This window comes from Micromonospora sp. MA102 (genome assembly GCF_025460765.1).
Taxonomy (GTDB): Bacteria; Actinomycetota; Actinomycetes; order Mycobacteriales; family Micromonosporaceae; genus Micromonospora; species Micromonospora halotolerans.
In genome coordinates, this window is sequence record NZ_JAMWEG010000002.1 from 494572 (window position 1) to 508515 (window position 13944).

Below are 13944 nucleotides of genomic sequence, written 5' to 3' on the forward strand. Positions count from 1 at the left end.
CCGGGCCCGGGGGTGACTAGGCTCGGCGGCGTGGACCGGACCCGAACCCTGACCCCCCGCACCGCCGTCATCTGGGCGGTGCTCCGGGCCGAGCTGGACCGGCGGGCCGGCGAGCGGCTCACCGTCCTCGACGTCGGCGGCGGGACCGGCGGCTTCGCCGTCCCGCTCGCCGAGGCCGGCCACCAGGTCACCGTGGTCGACGCCAGCCCCGACGCGCTCGCCGCGCTGACCCGCCGGGCCGCCGAGGCCGGGGTCGCCGAGCGGGTACGCGCCGTGCAGGGCGACGGCGACGCGCTCGCCGGGCTGGTCGAGCCGGCCACCGCCGACCTGGTGCTCTGCCACTCGGTGCTGGAGGTCGTGGACGCCCCCGCCCCGGTGGTGGCCGCGCTGGCCGCCGCCCTGCGCCCCGGTGGCGCGGCCAGCGTGCTGGTCGCCGGCCGGGCCGCCGCCGTGCTGGCCCGGGCCATGAACGGCCACCTGGACGTGGCCGCCGCGCTCGCCGCCGACCCGGCCGGCACCGCCGGTCCCCGGGACACCCTGCGCCGCCGCTACGACGCCGACGAGGCCACCGCGCTGCTCGCCGCCGCCGGTCTCACCGTCGAGGAGATCCACGGCGTACGCGTGCTCGCCGACCTGCTCCCGGCCGCCGTGGCGGACGGCCAGCAGGCCGCCCTGGTCGAGCTGGAACGGGCCCTGGCGGCCCGGCCGCCGTACCGCGACCTCGCCGCCCAGCTGCACCTGTTCGCCCGCCGCCCGGCATGACCGGCCCGGCGGTGGACCCGCTCGACCGGGTCGCGCCCCGTTACGGCGGCGGCAGCCTGGCCGACGTGCTGCCCAGCGCGCTCGCGCTGCTCGGTGTGCCCGGCGCCGCCGACCTGCTCGGCCTGACGCCCCGGCTGGCCGGGGTGCGCCGGATCGCCGTGCTGCTGGTCGACGGGCTCGGCTGGTACCAGATCCCCACCGCCGCCCCGTACGCGCCGACGCTCGCCGGGCTGGCCGCCACGGTCGGCGTTCCACTCACCGCCGGCTTCCCCTCGACCACCCCGACGAGCCTGGTCAGCCTCGGCACCGGCACTTCGTCCGGCGCGCACGGGGTGCTCGGCTTCAAGGTGCGGGTGCCCGGCACCGACCGGGTGCTCAGCCACATCGAGTGGGCCGGCGACCCGGAGCCGCTGCGCTGGCAACCGGTCACCACCTGGTACGAGCGGGCCCGCGCCGCCGGGGTGGCGGTCACCGTGGTGAGCCGTCCCGAGTACGGCGGCAGCGGTCTCACCCTGGCCGCGAACCGGGGCGGTGACTACCGGGGTGCGGCCGGCGCCGACGCGGTCGCCGAGCGGATGCTCGCCGCCCTGTCGGCCGGTGCCGGGCCGACCCTGGTCTCCGGCTACCACCCCGACCTGGACCGGCACGGGCACCTCAGCGGCGTGGACTCCGCGCCGTGGCGGCTGGCCGCCGCCGAGGTGGACCGGCTGCTCGCCCGGCTGGTCGACGGGCTGCCGCCGGACGCCGCGCTGCTGGTCACCGCCGACCACGGGCAGCTGAACGTGCCCGACGGGCACCGGATCGACCTGGACACCGACCCCCGGCTGCGGGCCGGCGTCCGGGTGGTGGCCGGCGAGCCCCGGGTCCGCTACCTGCACGTCGAGCCGGGCGCCACGGCCGACGTGGTGGCCGCCTGGTCGGCGGTGCTGGACGGCGCCGCCCGGGTGCTGACCCGGGCGGAGGCGGTGGCCACCGGCTGGTTCGGCCCGGTGCCGGCGGCGCACCTGGGCCGGATCGGCGACGTGGTGGTGGTCTGCCGCGGCACGTACGCGGTGGTCGCCACCCGCTCGGAGAAGCCGATCGAGTCCCGGCTGGTCGCGTACCACGGCGCGGACACCGCGGCCGAGATGACCATTCCGCTGCTCGTGGTCCGCGGCTGACCCGACGCGGGTCGCTCGGCGGCGGGACTGTCGGACCGGGCGGCTAGCCTGCGGGGATGGGCCGCAGCCAGTCGTTGCCCCGGGGCGGTGATCCGCGCTTCGGGCCGGACGCCGACGACACCGGCTGCCCGATCCTGCACGTCGACATGGACGCCTTCTTCGCCTCGGTCGAGGTGCGCCGCCGCCCCGAGCTGCGCGGCCGTCCCGTCGTGGTGGGCGGGATCGGCCCGCGCGGGGTGGTCAGCTCGGCCAGCTACGAGGCCCGCCGCTTCGGCGTCCGCAGCGCCATGCCCACCGCCCGGGCCCGGGCGCTCTGCCCGCAGGCGGTCTACCTGCCGCCCGACTTCACCGCCTACTCGGCCGCGTCCCGGGCGGTCATGCGGATCTTCCGCGACGTCACGCCGCTGGTCGAGCCGCTCTCGCTGGACGAGGCGTTCCTCGACGTGGCCGGCGCCCGGCGGCTCTTCGGCACCCCCACCGAGATCGCCCGGCTGATCCGCCGGCGGGTGGCCGAGGAGCAGGAGCTGACCTGCTCGGTCGGTGTGGCGTCGAGCAAGTTCGTGGCGAAGCTCGGCTCCACCCGGGCCAAGCCGGACGGCCTGCTCGTGGTGCCCGCCGCCCGGGTGCTGGAGTTCCTGCATCCGCTGCCGGTGGCCGCGCTGTGGGGGGTGGGGGAGCGCTCCGCCGAGGCGCTGCACCGGCTCGGCCTGCGCACCGTGCGCGACCTGGCCGAGGCGCCGCCGGGCCTGCTCCGCCGCGCGGTGGGCGAGGCGTCCGCCGGCCACCTGCACGAGCTGGCCTGGGGGCGGGACCCGCGCCGGGTCTCCCCGGAGCACGTGGAGAAGTCGATCGGCGCGGAGGTCACCTTCGACACCGACGTCACCGACCCGGCGGAGATCCGGCGCGCGCTGCTGGCCCTCGCCGAGAAGGCCGGCGCCCGGCTGCGCGCGGCGGGCCAGGTCGGGCGCACGGTGTCGCTCAAGGTGCGGCTGGCCGACTTCCGCACGGTCAGCCGCTCCCGCACGCTCGGTGTGCCCACCGATACCGCGCGGGAGATGTTCGACACTGCCTGGGCGCTCTGGACCGCCCTGGCCCCCGACGAGCCGGTCCGCCTGGTCGGCGTCCGGATGGAGGGTCTGGCCGCGGCGGAGGGGACGCCGCAGCAGCTCACCCTGGGTGCGCCCGAGCGCGGCTGGCGGGAGGCGGAGGCGGCGGCCGACGCCGCGGCCGCCCGATTCGGGCGGTCCGTCATAGGTCCGGCGAGTCTTCTCGGGAAGCGTGATCCGCGGCGAGTGGAAAAACCGACCCGGCCGTAGGTCGTCCCGCTTTCCGACGCGCGAGCCCCCTCGTAGACTTGCGGGTAAGCAGCCGGTTGGCTGCCACGGTCTGTCGGCCCGCCCGGGCCGACCAACGTGACCGGGGAGGAGTGCCGTGCCGCTCTCGGAGCACGAGCAGCGGCTGTTCGAGCAGATCGAGCGGTCGCTTGCCGAGGACCCCAAATTCGCCTCGGCCGTGCGCGCCAGCGACCCGCGTTTCCACGCGCGGCGTCGCGTGCTCGTCGCTGCCGGCGTGGTCATCGCTGGTCTGGCCCTGTTGATCTACGGTGCCGTGATCAAGACGCCCCCGCTGGCCGTGGCGGGCTTTGTCGTCATGCTGGCCTCGTTGGGCTACGCGGTGCAGTCGCACCGCCGATCCCAGTCGCCCGACCTGCACGTGGTCGGCGGCACGACGAGCCGTCGTCGTCCCCGTGGCCGCAGCGGCCGCCGGGGCTCCTTCCTCGACCGGATGGAGGACCGCTGGCGGCAGCGCCCGGAGGGCCACCGCTGAGCATGCCCCGCCCCTGACCGGGCGGGTCCTCGCGACAGCGGATCGCCGGCACGCCCGGCGAGCGTTGTCGCTTCCGCGCGCCCTGATCCTCCTCATTGACCGACCCCGCGCTGGTGCCCGGGGCGGTGGGACCCGGTCCGGCCCGCCGGCGGGGGAGCGCCGGCGGGCGGAACCGGGTCAGCGAGCCGGTCGGCCCGCCAGGAAACGACGCGGGTCCCAGCGCAGCATCCGCTGCCGCACCTGCCCGGTCGTGGTGACCAGTCGGGTCGAGCGTTCGGCCAAGGCGGTCCGCCAGCGCAGCAGCACCGACGGCGGCAGCAGGGCCGCCATGAACCGGGTACGCCGGCCCGCCTGCCCGGCGAGGGCGCCGCGAACCGACCGCAGGGCCGGCTGCAGCTCCTCGCCGGTCAGCGGGTCGCGGGCGTAGCGGGCCCGCTCCTCGGCCCGGCCCAGCAGCCGGACCCCGGTCACCGCGCCGGCGTCCTCGACGAGCGTCTCCCGAACCAGCCGCTCGGCGGTCGTCCGGGGGGTCTCCGTCAGGTCCACCCGGACGTGGAAGTCGACAAGCGTGTCCAGCAACTCGTCCCAGGCGGCGTGCGCGTCCGCGCGGGCCCGGTCGGCGTCCACACCGACCACGATCTCGCGCGCCTCGCCCCGCTGCCCGGGCACGGCGGCCAGGGTGGTGGCCGCGGGCGAGACCGCCCGGGCGCGCCGACGCCGACGCAGCGCGGAGCGGCGCAGGGCCGGCACCGCGAGCAGCACCAGCAGGGCGAGCGCCCCGGCCACCCACCACGGCCACACCGGGTTCTGCCGGGTCGGACCGCCGTCGCCGACGGCCAGGCCCTGGTCGGCGTCCTTGTCGAGGCGATCCGGGTCGTCCGCGCCGGCCGACGGGTCGACGCCCTCGGGAACGGTGGTGCTCCCCGGCGCCGGCGTGACGTCCTCGGGGGCGTCGGTGTCCGGGGCCCAGGCCGAGCGGACCGACCCCTGGACGCTCGCCGCCGGGGTGGCGTCGAAGGGCACCCAACCGATCCCGCTGAAGAAGACCTCGGTCCACGCGTGCAGGTTCTTGTTGGTCAGCACGTACGTGCCGTCACCGGAGTTGCTGCCGTTGCTGAAGCCGAATGCCACCCGGGCCGGGATACCGGCCGACCGGACCAGCCAGGCCATCGCCGCGGCGTACTGCTGGCAGAAGCCCACCTTGGTGGCGAGGAAGTCGGTGATGTCCTCCCCGCTGGTGCCGTTCCGGGTCGACAGCGAGTAGGTGAACCCGTTCTCCACCGAGAAGTAGTCGTAGATCGCCCGGACCTTGTCGTAGTCGTTCGTGCGGCCCTTGACCAGCTGGTCGACGAGCCGGTCGACCGCATGGACGGCCGGCGTGACGGTCTGCTGCGCCAGCACCGGGTCGTCGGCCGGCAGGGACGGCGCCGCGCGCAGCGCCGCCGGGCTGAACGTCGAGCGGACGTAGTCGAACGAGTAGCGCTTGCCCCGGGAGTTCTCCCGGTTGGAGAAGACGATCTGGAGATTCGTGTCGTAGAGCCAGTTGCCGCTCAGGTCCTCGGTCTTCACCGGCTCGGCGTAGACGGGCAGCAGCGGCATGTTGAGGTTCTTGGTCACCTCGACGCTGGCCCGGTAGCGCTGCTGCTCCACGCCCCGGCCTCTGCGCGGGTCGGGCAGGTTCCGGTTGGCCGGCTTCCCGGTGGGCACCCGTACCCGGAAGCCGTCCGGCCGCAGCTCGTCGGCCACCCCGAAGCGCAGGTAGAACGGGGCGGGTTCGTTGGTGGTCACCTTGACCAGCTCGGTCACGTCGGTCTGGTTGAGCTGGCCGCTGAGCGCGGCGAAGAGGTCGATCCGGCCGGGGCTGCCGCCCTGGCCCGGCCGCCCGTTGCCGGTGCCGGTGCCGTTGCCGACGGCGCTCATGAGCCCACCGGTCATCCCGGGCACGGCCAGCGGCACGGCCACCGCCAGGACCACCCCGACCACGGCCAGCCGGCGGCCCGCCGCGGCCAGCGGCGACGCCTCCCAGACGTCGACGTCGCGCCCCTCGCCGGTGAACCGGCGGCCGAACCGACGTACGCGGTCGACGTTGTCGGTGACCAGCAGCCACAGGTAGCCGCAGGCGCCCACCACGAACGGGGTGGCGGGGACGCTGTCCACGTAGACCGCCACGGGCACCGAGTAGATGGCCAGCATGGGCAGTCCGGCCAGCGCGGGCCGACGCAGGCCCACGGTGAGCACGTCGACCACCACGGCCACCGCGCCGATGCCGAGCACGGCGAGGAAGAGCAGCGAGTCGACGTCCGGGACCTCCACGCCGTAGGAGCGCATGTCCGACAGCGAGGCGCTCAGCAGGTCGCCGAAGTGGGCGAAGGTGGCCGGGGTGGGCACGAACGCGAAGAACTCGGTGCCGCCGGGGAAGACCCAGGTCAGGCCGAGCGTGAGACCGGCCAGCATGGCCAGCACCTGGCCCCACAGCGGCGCCCGGGCCAGCCGGCTCAGCGCGGCCGAACCGGCCACCACGGCGACCACGATGGCCGCCTGGACGAGCCAGGTCCAGCGCTCGAAGATCGCCGACAGCGGCGCCGCCGCCAGCAGGGTCGCCGCCGCGGCGACGAAGCCGAGGTTGCGGTGCGCGGTCACGGGTCCACCCTTCCGGTCATCGCACGCCTCCGGCCACCGTCTCGGCGAGCGCCGCCCGCAGCGCGAAGCCCTGCGACCCCCGGCCCGCCTGCGGCCAGAGCATCGGCAGCCGGTTGCCGTGCTCCACACCGATGACCCGCCAGCCGCTCTGCAACAGGGCGAGCGCGGAGGCGCCGTGCGCGTGCTCCGCCTCGGCCCGGGCCTTCGGGGGCAGGTTCAACCACGTGTTGCTGTCGAGCAGGAACGCCACGCAGGTGGCGCCGTTGCCGCGCAGCCCGGCCAGCAGCTCGGCCTCGGCGGTGCTCAGCGTGCCGAGCAGCGCGATGATCAGACCGCCGTCGGACCGCTGCCGGACCTGCTGCACCAGCGAGGTCAGCTCACCGCGCTTGTCCAGGTGCACCTCGGCGAGGTGGTCGAGGAGCAGGCCCTCGCCGCCGGCCTCGGTGGCGTCGACGTCCACGCCGGAACCGGTGACCAGCCGCAGCTTGTAGCCGGCCTGCCGCAGGTGCACCGCGATGCTGGCGGCCGTCGAGACCGCCCACTCGAAGCTCGCGGTCGGCCCCTCGCCCCGGTGCCCGGCGGCGCGGGTGTCCAGCACCACGGTGGCCCGGCTCTCCCAGGGCTGCTCCTCGCGGCGCACCATCAGCTCGCCGGTGCGGGCCGTCGACTTCCAGTGCACGCGGCGCAGGTCGTCACCCATCCGGTACTCACGGGTGGCCGCGTCGTCCTCGCCGTGAACCGCCACGGAGCGGGCCCGGCTGTCGCCGCTGCCCGCGTACTCGCCGGGGAGGCGGACCGGTGGCAGCGGGGTGACCTGCGGGATCACGGTGAGGTGGTCGGTGCTGGGGAAGGCCCGGCTCAGCTCGCAGAGCCCGAACGGGTCGGTCAGCCGGATCACCAGCGGCCCGACCTCGTAGCGGCCGCGCACGTCGGCCCGGACCGTGTAGGCCACCGAGCTGGCCTGGTGGGCGCCGAGGCGCTCCAGCACCACCCGGGGGCGGCTGCCGAGCGCGTAGGGCAGCCGGTCCTCCAGCAGCAGGGTGCCGGTGGGCAGCCGGGACAGGTTCTGCAGCCGCAGCACCACCCGCGAGTTGGCCCCGACCGGCACCCGGTGCGGCTCCAGGGACCGGTTGCAGGCGAGCTTGTAGCGGCTGCGCCCGACGTAGGCCGCCGCGAGAAGCGGCAGGATGGCGAGCAGGACGGCCACCCGGAGCAGGTCCTTCTCGCCCAGGATGGCGGCGGAGATCGCGGCCGCCACCGCGGCCGCCAGGAAGGATCGGCCGCGGGTCGTCAGCCCTCGCAGGCCGTCGCGCACCTCACGGCCTCCGCGGCTCGTACGGCCCGCGACCGGTGGTGCCGGGCCGGGTGTCGTAGGGGGAGCGCTTGCGGTCGTGCGGGAGCGGGAGGCGGTGCACCAGCTCGGCGACGATCGCGTCGGTGGTGCGCCGGGCCAGCTGCGCGTCGGCGGTCGGGATGATCCGGTGCGCCAGCACCGGCACCGCGAGGGCCTGGAGGTCGTCGGGCAGGACGTAGTCGCGGCCCTCCAGGGCGGCGACCGCGCGGGCGGTGCGCAGCAGCTGGAGGGTGGCCCGCGGGGACGCGCCGAGCCGCAGGTCGGGCGCCTCACGGGTGGCGGTGACGAGGTCGATGGCGTACTGCTTGACGGCGTCGGCGGCGTGCACCTGCCGGACGTGGCCGATCAGCCGGCGGACGGTCGCCGCGTCGGAGACCGGCCGCAGCTCGTGCAGCGGGTCGTTGCCGCCGTGACCGTCGAGCATGGCCAGCTCGGCGCCCCCGTCCGGGTAGCCCATCGCGATCCGGGCGGTGAACCGGTCGCGCTGCGCCTCCGGCAGCGGGTAGGTCCCCTCCATCTCGATCGGGTTCTGCGTCGCGACCACCATGAACGGGGTCTGCAGCTGGTAGGTCACGCCGTCGACGGTGACCTGCCGCTCCTCCATGCACTCCAGCAGCGCCGACTGGGTCTTCGGCGAGGCCCGGTTGATCTCGTCGCCGACGACCAGGTTGGCGAAGACGGCGCCCGGGCGGAACTCGAAGTCGTGCGTCTCCTGGTTGTAGACGCTGACGCCGGTGACGTCGCTCGGCAGCAGGTCGGGGGTGAACTGGATCCGGCGCACCGAGCAGTCGATCGACCGGGCCAGTGCCTTGGCCAGCTTGGTCTTGCCGACGCCCGGCACGTCCTCGATCAGGAGGTGGCCCTCGGCGAGCAGCACCGCCAGCGCGAGCCGGACGGTGGCCGTCTTGCCCTCGATGACCTGCTCGATGTTGGCCACGATGGCCTCGCTGGCGGCGCGGAACTCGTCGTGCGGCAGCAGACCGCCCACCTCGTCCCAGGTCTGTTGTGTCACGGGCCTCCTCCTCGTCGCCGGACGGCAGCTCTGAATAGAGCACCTGGACCCGCCGTTGGGTTCGCGACGCCGAGCCTCTTCTGCCGCAAGAATCTCACTGGTCTCTCAGGCTAACCATGTTTCTCGTTGTCGCCGACCCCCGCAGGCGGTCGGCCGGTTACGCCCGGAATATTCGCCGGACCGGGGGACGTGTGGCCGGCTCGCACCCGGGTAGCCCCGTCCCGGTTCCTGTTCACCGGCGGTTCGCCCGGCCCCGGCCGTACCCGCCGGGGTGACCCCGCCGGGCCACGCCGTCCCACGTGGCGGGCAACGGGCGCGAGGCGCGACCCGCCGACGGGGTACACTGCCGGTCATGGCCGGAGTCTTCCTGCTTCTTACCGAGCCGTGCTGATGCGCTGAACGCGCGACAGCACGGCGGCCCCTCCTGCGCGAGGGGCTTTTTTGTGCCCGCAGCAGACCTCCCATATCCGACATGACCCGCGCCGAGGAGACACGCCATGAGTGAGGCAGCCGCACCGGCGACCGACATTCCCCCGTTCCGGTACACGGCCGCCCTGGCCGAGGAGATCGAGCACCGCTGGCAGGACACCTGGGAGCGGGAGGGCACCTTCCACGCGCCGAACCCGGCCGGTCCGCTGGCCGACCCGACCCACCCGCGCGCGGGCGCCGAGAAGCTGTACGTGCTGGACATGTTCCCCTATCCGTCGGGCGCCGGCCTGCACGTCGGCCACCCGCTGGGCTACATCGGCACCGACTGCTACGCCCGCTACCAGCGGATGGCCGGGCGCAACGTGCTGCACGCGATGGGCTTCGACGCGTTCGGCCTGCCCGCCGAGCAGTACGCGGTGCAGACCGGCACCCACCCCCGCACGACCACCGTGGCCAACATCGAGCGGTACAAGGAGCAGCTGCGCCGGCTGGGCCTGGGCCACGACGAGCGGCGGTCCGTGGCGACCATCGACACCGACTTCTACCGCTGGACCCAGTGGATCTTCCTGCAGGTCTTCAACTCCTGGTACGACGCGGACGCGCGCAAGGCCCGCCCGGTCGCCGAGCTGATCGCCGAGTTCGAGGGCGGCACCCGCCCCACCCCCGACGGCCGGCCGTGGGCCGAGCTGACCGTGGGCGAGCGGCGGAAGATCGTCGACGACCACCGGCTGGCGTACGTCTCCGAGGCGCCGGTGAACTGGTGCCCGGGCCTGGGCACCGTGCTGGCCAACGAGGAGGTCACCGCCGACGGCCGCTCCGAGCGGGGCAACTTCCCGGTCTTCAAGCGCAACCTGAAGCAGTGGATGATGCGGATCACCGCGTACGGGGACCGGCTGCTGGAGGACCTGGACAAGCTGGACTGGCCGGAGCCGATCAAGCTGCAGCAGCGCAACTGGATCGGCCGGTCGACCGGCGCGCACATCGACTTCCCGACCGAGCGCGGCCCGGTCCGGGTGTTCACGACCCGGCCGGACACCGTCTTCGGCGCCACCTACATGGTGCTGGCTCCCGAGCACGAGCTGGTCGACGTGCTGGTGCCGGCCGCCTGGCCGGAGGGGACCCGGGACGCCTGGACCGGCGGGCACGCCAGCCCGCGGGCCGCCGTCGAGGCGTACCGGAAGGCCGCCGCGGCCAAGACGGACGTGGAGCGGCAGGCGGAGACCAAGGAGAAGACCGGCGTCTTCGTGGGCGCCTGGGCGACCAACCCGGTCACCGGCGGGCAGATCCCGATCTTCATCGCCGACTACGTGCTGGCCGGCTACGGCACCGGCGCCATCATGGCGGTGCCCGCGCAGGACGAGCGGGACTGGGAGTTCGCCGAGGTCTTCGACCTGCCGATCGTGCGCACCGTGCAGCCGGCGGAGGGCTTCGACGGCAAGGCGTGGACCGGCGAGGGCCCGGCGATCAACAGCGCCGCGCCCGACCGCGGCGTGGACCTGAACGGCCTGGGGGTGGCCGACGCCAAGGCGCGGATCATCGAGTGGCTGGAGGCCAACGGGCACGGCGCCGGCGCGGTCACCTGGCGGCTGCGGGACTGGCTGTTCTCCCGGCAGCGCTACTGGGGCGAGCCGTTCCCGATCGTCTACGACGAGACCGGGGCGCCGATCGCGCTGCCCGAGTCGATGCTGCCGGTCGAGCTGCCCGAGGTGGACGATTTCTCGCCGAAGACGTTCGACCCGGAGGACGCCGACAGCAACCCGGAGACCCCGCTGTCCCGGCGGCGCGACTGGGTGGAGGTGGAGCTGGACCTGGGTGACGGGCCGAAGCGCTACACCCGGGAGACCAACGTGATGCCGCAGTGGGCCGGCTCCTGCTGGTACGAGCTGCGCTACCTGGACCCGACCGACTCGCGGCGCTTCGCCGAGCCGGAGAACGAGGCCTACTGGATGGGCCCGAAGGCGCCCGGCGACTGCGGGGGCACCGACCTGTACGTCGGCGGCGCCGAGCACGCCGTGCTGCACCTGCTGTACGCCCGCTTCTGGCACAAGGTGCTGTACGACCTGGGCCACGTCTCGTCCTTCGAGCCGTTCCGCCGGCTGTTCAACCAGGGCTACATCCAGGCGTACGCGTTCACCGACCCGCGCGGCGCCTACGTGCCGGCCGAGGAGGTCGTCGAGGTCGACGGCCGGTACTTCCACGGCGAGACGGAGGTCAGGCGCGAGTACGGCAAGATGGGCAAGTCCCTGAAGAACGTGGTCACCCCGGACGACATGTGCGCGGCGTACGGCGCGGACACCTTCCGGGTCTACGAGATGTCGATGGGCCCGCTGGAGGTGTCCCGCCCGTGGGAGACCCGGGCGGTGGTCGGCTCCTACCGGTTCCTGCAGCGGGTCTGGCGGGCGGTGGTCGACGAGCAGACCGGAGCGCTGCGGGTCACCGACGCGCCGGCCGACGAGGCCACCCGGCGGCTGCTGCACAAGGTCGTCGACGGGGTCCGCGGCGACATGGAGGCGATCCGGTTCAACACCGCGATCGCCAAGCTGATCGAGCTGACCAACGGGCTGACCCGGCTGGCCGAGACCCCGCGCGAGGTGGCCGAGCCGCTGGTGCTGATGGTGGCACCGTTCGCCCCGCACATCGCCGAGGAGCTGTGGCGGCGGCTGGGCCACGACACCTCGCTGGCGTACGCGGACTTCCCGACCGCCGACCCGGCGCTGCTGGTCGCCGAGACGGTGACCTACCCGGTGCAGATCAACGGCAAGGTCCGGGGCCGGGTCGAGGTGGCCGCCGACGCGTCCGAGGACGACGTCCGCGCGGCCGCCCTGGAGGCCGTGGCCGGCGCGCTGGCCGGCCGGGAGCCGCGCAAGGTCATCGTGGTGAAGGGCCGGATGGTCTCGGTCGTCGCCTGAGACCGGCTCGTGGGGGCGCCCGGCTGGGGCGCCCCCACGACAGGTCAGGGTTCGCGGCGGTGCACGACGACCGCGGCGAGGAAGGCGGCTGCCACCGGCCAGACCGCGAACACCGCCCAGGAGCCGGGCACGGTCGCCACATGCAGGTTCGGCAGCACGTACGGGTTCCCGACCAGACGCTCCCAGGCCGGCACCGGCAGCGCGTTGTGGATCGCCGCGGTCCACCGCTGGTTGATGTCGAAGGCCAGCGGGGCGAGCAGCAACAGCGTCGTGGTGACCACGAGCGCCGGTGCGGTGTGTCGCACCAGGGCGCCGACGCCGAATCCGATGAGCGCGCAGACCGGCACCAGCAGCGTTGACGCCGCGACGGCGCGCAACGTCATGGGCTCGCCGATCGACGCCCCGGCGCCCCGGTCGGCGAGGATCGCCTGGGACACCCCGAACGACGCCGTGGCGGCGACCGCGCCGACCACCAGCATGACGGCGGCCAGCACCACGACCTTCGCGCTCACCACGGCGCGGCGGTCCGGCACCGCGATCAGCGTCGCGCGGATCTGGCCGCTGGCGTACTCGCCGGCGATCATCACGGCGCCCACCGCGCCGGCCGCGAGGATGACGAACAGCCACCCCTCCTCGGGAAACGCGTCGTGGATCGGGTCGAACGCGGCCCGGCGTCCGGGGGAGTAGCCGGGCCAGTTGTGGTGGTCGGCGAGAGCGGCGCGGATGCTGAACAGCACCGCCGACACCGCGATCAACGCCACCGACCCGTACGTGGAGCGCAGCGACCACAGCTTGATCCACTCGGCGGCGAGCACGTCACGGAAACGGGCACCCATCAGCGGCCTCCGGCGGCGTAGTCGAGTCGGTCGGCGGTGAGGTCCATGAACGCCTCCTCCAGGGACGCGGTCCGGGTGTGGAGTTCGTGCACGGCGACGCCGGCCCGGAACGCCAGCTCGCCGATCCGGTCGACAGGCAGCCCGGTGACGGTGAGCCTCGTCCCGCCGTCGTGGGTCACGGTGCCGCCCGCCGCCGCGAGCGCGGTGCCGAGCGTGGCCGGGTCGGACGTACGCACGGCGACCTGGGCTCGGGCGTTGCGGGCGGCGAACGCGGCGAGGCTCTCGTCGACGAGCAGTTCGCCCCGTCCGATGACCACGAGGTGATCGGCGGTCTGCTCCATCTCGCTCATCAGGTGGCTGGAGACGAGCACGGTCCGGCCCTCGGCGGCGAGCCGGCGGAACAGGCCGCGCACCCAGCGCACCCCCTCCGGGTCGAGGCCGTTGAACGGCTCGTCGAAGAGGAGCACCGGCGGGTCGCCGAGCAGCGCGGCGGCGATCCCGAGACGCTGCCGCATGCCGAGCGAGAACCCGCCGATCCGGCGCCTCGCCACCTCGGTCAGACCGACCTGGTCCAGCACCTCCGCCGCGCGGGAGCGGGGAAGCCCGTTGCTGCGGGCCAGGGCCGCCAGGTGCGCCCGCGCGCTCCGCCCGCCGTGCACGTCGCCGGCGTCCAGCAGCGCGCCGGCGTGGCGCAGCCCGCGCGGCCGGCTGGCGAACGGCCGCCCGTCCACCAGGGCAGTCCCGCCGGTCGGACGGTGCAGGCCGAGGACGAGCCGGAGCGTGGTGGACTTTCCGGCGCCGTTCGGTCCGAGGAATCCGGTGACGTGTCCGGGCCGGACGGTGAGGGTCAGCCGGTTGACGGCGGTCGTCCCGCCGTACCGCTTGGTGAGGTCCCTGAGCTCGATCATGGCCTCGACGATCCCGCGTCCCGGCCGCCGGGTCGTCGTGCCGGCGACCACACCCGGCCGGCGACACCCCGCCCCCGGGCGTACGCCCGTCGGCCGATGACCAGAGA

At 74.6% G+C, this 13944-nt stretch carries 10 protein-coding genes; 5 read left to right on the plus strand and 5 right to left on the minus strand.

Annotated features, from left to right (window positions below):
• Nucleotides 1-12: 12 nt before the first annotated feature.
• From NFX44_RS05710 to NFX44_RS05725, 4 genes are all read left to right on the plus strand, one after another.
• A complete protein-coding gene (locus tag NFX44_RS05710; RefSeq protein WP_262282426.1) occupies nucleotides 13-762 on the plus strand; it encodes a methyltransferase domain-containing protein in 750 nt (249 codons plus the stop codon).
• Nucleotides 759-1922, plus strand: a complete 1164-nt coding sequence (locus tag NFX44_RS05715) for an alkaline phosphatase family protein (RefSeq protein WP_262282427.1) — start codon at nucleotides 759-761, stop codon at nucleotides 1920-1922. Before NFX44_RS05710 ends, NFX44_RS05715 begins: the two co-directional genes overlap by 4 nt.
• Nucleotides 1923-1978: 56 nt before the next feature.
• Complete coding sequence (locus NFX44_RS05720) at nucleotides 1979-3238, plus strand: DNA polymerase IV (RefSeq protein WP_262282428.1); 1260 nt, start codon at nucleotides 1979-1981, stop codon at nucleotides 3236-3238.
• Between the two features lie 115 nt (nucleotides 3239-3353).
• The gene (locus tag NFX44_RS05725) at nucleotides 3354-3749 is read left to right on the plus strand and encodes a DUF3040 domain-containing protein (RefSeq protein WP_091268111.1); all 396 of its coding nucleotides are present in this window, start codon (nucleotides 3354-3356) and stop codon (nucleotides 3747-3749) included.
• Nucleotides 3750-3926: 177 nt separating this feature from the next.
• Here NFX44_RS05725 and NFX44_RS05730 read toward each other — a convergent pair whose 3' ends face one another.
• From NFX44_RS05730 to NFX44_RS05740, 3 genes are read right to left on the minus strand one after another with little or no spacing between them, the layout of a single operon-like run.
• Nucleotides 3927-6389, minus strand: a complete 2463-nt coding sequence (locus NFX44_RS05730; protein ID WP_262282429.1) for a DUF3488 and transglutaminase-like domain-containing protein — start codon at nucleotides 6387-6389, stop codon at nucleotides 3927-3929.
• A gap of 16 nt (nucleotides 6390-6405) precedes the next feature.
• Nucleotides 6406-7704 carry a DUF58 domain-containing protein gene (locus NFX44_RS05735; protein ID WP_262282430.1) on the minus strand — a complete coding sequence of 433 codons (1299 nt, stop codon included), beginning with the start codon at nucleotides 7702-7704 and terminating at the stop codon, nucleotides 6406-6408.
• Between the two features lies 1 nt (nucleotide 7705).
• Entirely contained in the window at nucleotides 7706-8755 is a 1050-nt protein-coding gene (locus tag NFX44_RS05740) for a MoxR family ATPase (RefSeq protein ID WP_262282431.1), read from the minus strand.
• Nucleotides 8756-9252: 497 nt separating this feature from the next.
• Here NFX44_RS05740 and leuS point away from each other — a divergent pair, with 497 nt between their 5' ends.
• Nucleotides 9253-12093, plus strand: coding sequence for a leucine--tRNA ligase (leuS, locus tag NFX44_RS05745; protein ID WP_262282432.1), 2841 nt, complete (start codon nucleotides 9253-9255; stop codon nucleotides 12091-12093).
• Nucleotides 12094-12137: 44 nt separating this feature from the next.
• On the opposite strand, the gene NFX44_RS05750 is transcribed toward leuS, so the two are convergent.
• Both NFX44_RS05750 and NFX44_RS05755 read right to left on the minus strand, forming a co-directional pair.
• The gene (locus NFX44_RS05750) at nucleotides 12138-12929 is read right to left on the minus strand and encodes an ABC transporter permease (protein WP_262282433.1); all 792 of its coding nucleotides are present in this window, start codon (nucleotides 12927-12929) and stop codon (nucleotides 12138-12140) included.
• Nucleotides 12929-13837, minus strand: a complete 909-nt coding sequence (locus NFX44_RS05755; RefSeq protein WP_262282434.1) for an ABC transporter ATP-binding protein — start codon at nucleotides 13835-13837, stop codon at nucleotides 12929-12931. Before NFX44_RS05755 ends, NFX44_RS05750 begins: the two co-directional genes overlap by 1 nt.
• Between the last annotated feature and the right edge of the window lie 107 nt (nucleotides 13838-13944).

Excerpts from the sequence above, each read along its gene's own strand:
- NFX44_RS05715 (WP_262282427.1), top strand. The coding sequence starts at position 759 with ATGACCGGCCCGGCGGTGGACCCGCTCGACCGGGTCGCGCCCCGTTAC.
- NFX44_RS05720 (WP_262282428.1), top strand. The coding sequence starts at position 1,979 with ATGGGCCGCAGCCAGTCGTTGCCCCGGGGCGGTGATCCGCGCTTCGGG.
- leuS (WP_262282432.1), top strand. The coding sequence starts at position 9,253 with ATGAGTGAGGCAGCCGCACCGGCGACCGACATTCCCCCGTTCCGGTAC.
- NFX44_RS05750 (WP_262282433.1), bottom strand. The coding sequence starts at position 12,929 with ATGGGTGCCCGTTTCCGTGACGTGCTCGCCGCCGAGTGGATCAAGCTG.
- NFX44_RS05755 (WP_262282434.1), bottom strand. The coding sequence starts at position 13,837 with ATGATCGAGCTCAGGGACCTCACCAAGCGGTACGGCGGGACGACCGCC.